General features: G+C 62.1%; 1 protein-coding gene. It reads right to left on the bottom strand.

Going from position 1 to position 1,161, the window contains the following annotated elements; translation table 11 throughout:
* Window positions 1-840 (bottom strand): flagellin (locus ASE88_RS08645; protein ID WP_235527885.1); only part of this gene is annotated, 840 nt, incomplete at its 3' end.
* Between the last annotated feature and the right edge of the window lie 321 nt (window positions 841-1,161).

The raw sequence follows: 1,161 nt of genomic DNA, 5'->3' as shown, positions 1-1,161 counted from the left end.
CTGGCTGAGCATCGCGGTCGACGCCTGGCTGAGGATCTGCGCCTTGGCGAGCGCGGTCGTTTCGGCCGAGAAGTCGGTGTCTTCGATACGGCTCTTGGCGTCCGACAGGTTGGTCGCGTTCGAGGTCAGGTTGTTGACCGCCGACTGCAGCTGGTTCTGCGACGCGCCGAGCGATGCGCGACGGTTCGAGACGAGCGAGATCGCCTTGTCGTAATCATCGAGGCCACCCGTTGCAGTGACCGCGCCGCCAGCACCAACGTTGACCACCGTTCCCACGCCACCCGTGGTGACGTTGTTGGTATCGGTTGTGGCCACTGCACTGAGATTGGTGCCCAGGTTCAGCTGGATCTTACCGGTGGTATCGGCGCCCGCCTGAATATCAACCGTTGCACCGCCGGCGACATCAGCGCCCGCCCCAGCCCTGCCGTCGAACAGCTTGACGCCGTTGAACTGGCTATTCTTGAGAACGTTGTTGATCTGGTTTGCAAGAGCGTTCTGCTCGGCCTTGATGTTGGCCTTGTCGCTCGTCGAATAGGTGCCGTTGCTCGACTGTACCTCGAGTTCACGCATACGCTGCAGGTTGTTGGTGACCTCGTCGAGTGCGCCTTCCGCGGTCTGCGCCATCGAGATGCCGTCGTTCGCATTGCGAATGCCCTGGTTCATGCCCTTGATCTGCGCCGTCATCGACGACGAGATCGCCAAGCCGGCGGCGTCGTCCTTGGCCGAATTGATGCGCTTGCCGGTCGACAGACGCTCCATCGATGTGGCCAACATGTTGGAGGCCTTGGTCGAAGCATTGGTCGCGCGGAGCGCGGAAACATTGGTGCCGATGACAGTCATTGTGAAACTCCAGTGATCTTCGGCGATCCCCGCCGCCCCCGTGGCGAAGGGCCGTGCCGCCACATTAGGTAACGGCCAGCGCGCCGCGGACTTAAGTGAAACCGGCTAATTTTTGCCGTTTTTTCTTTGGTTTACAAAACCTTGCCGGCAAGTCGGCGGGCGCTGGGAAACGCAAAACCCCTCGCCAGCACGCAGCTGTCGAGGGGTTGGGATGCGCTATCGTCACGGCGGATCCTAACGGCGCCGTCACCCTAAGGGGGCGGTGCCGGCGCCGCGGAGCGGGATCAGCCGAGCAACTTCAGGACGCTCTGCTGGCTCTGG

Origin of the sequence: Sphingomonas sp. Leaf38 (assembly GCF_001421825.1) — a bacterium.
In the GTDB taxonomy this organism is placed as follows: Bacteria; Pseudomonadota; Alphaproteobacteria; order Sphingomonadales; family Sphingomonadaceae; genus Sphingomonas.
This window is presented reverse-complemented; position numbering and strand designations above follow the sequence as displayed.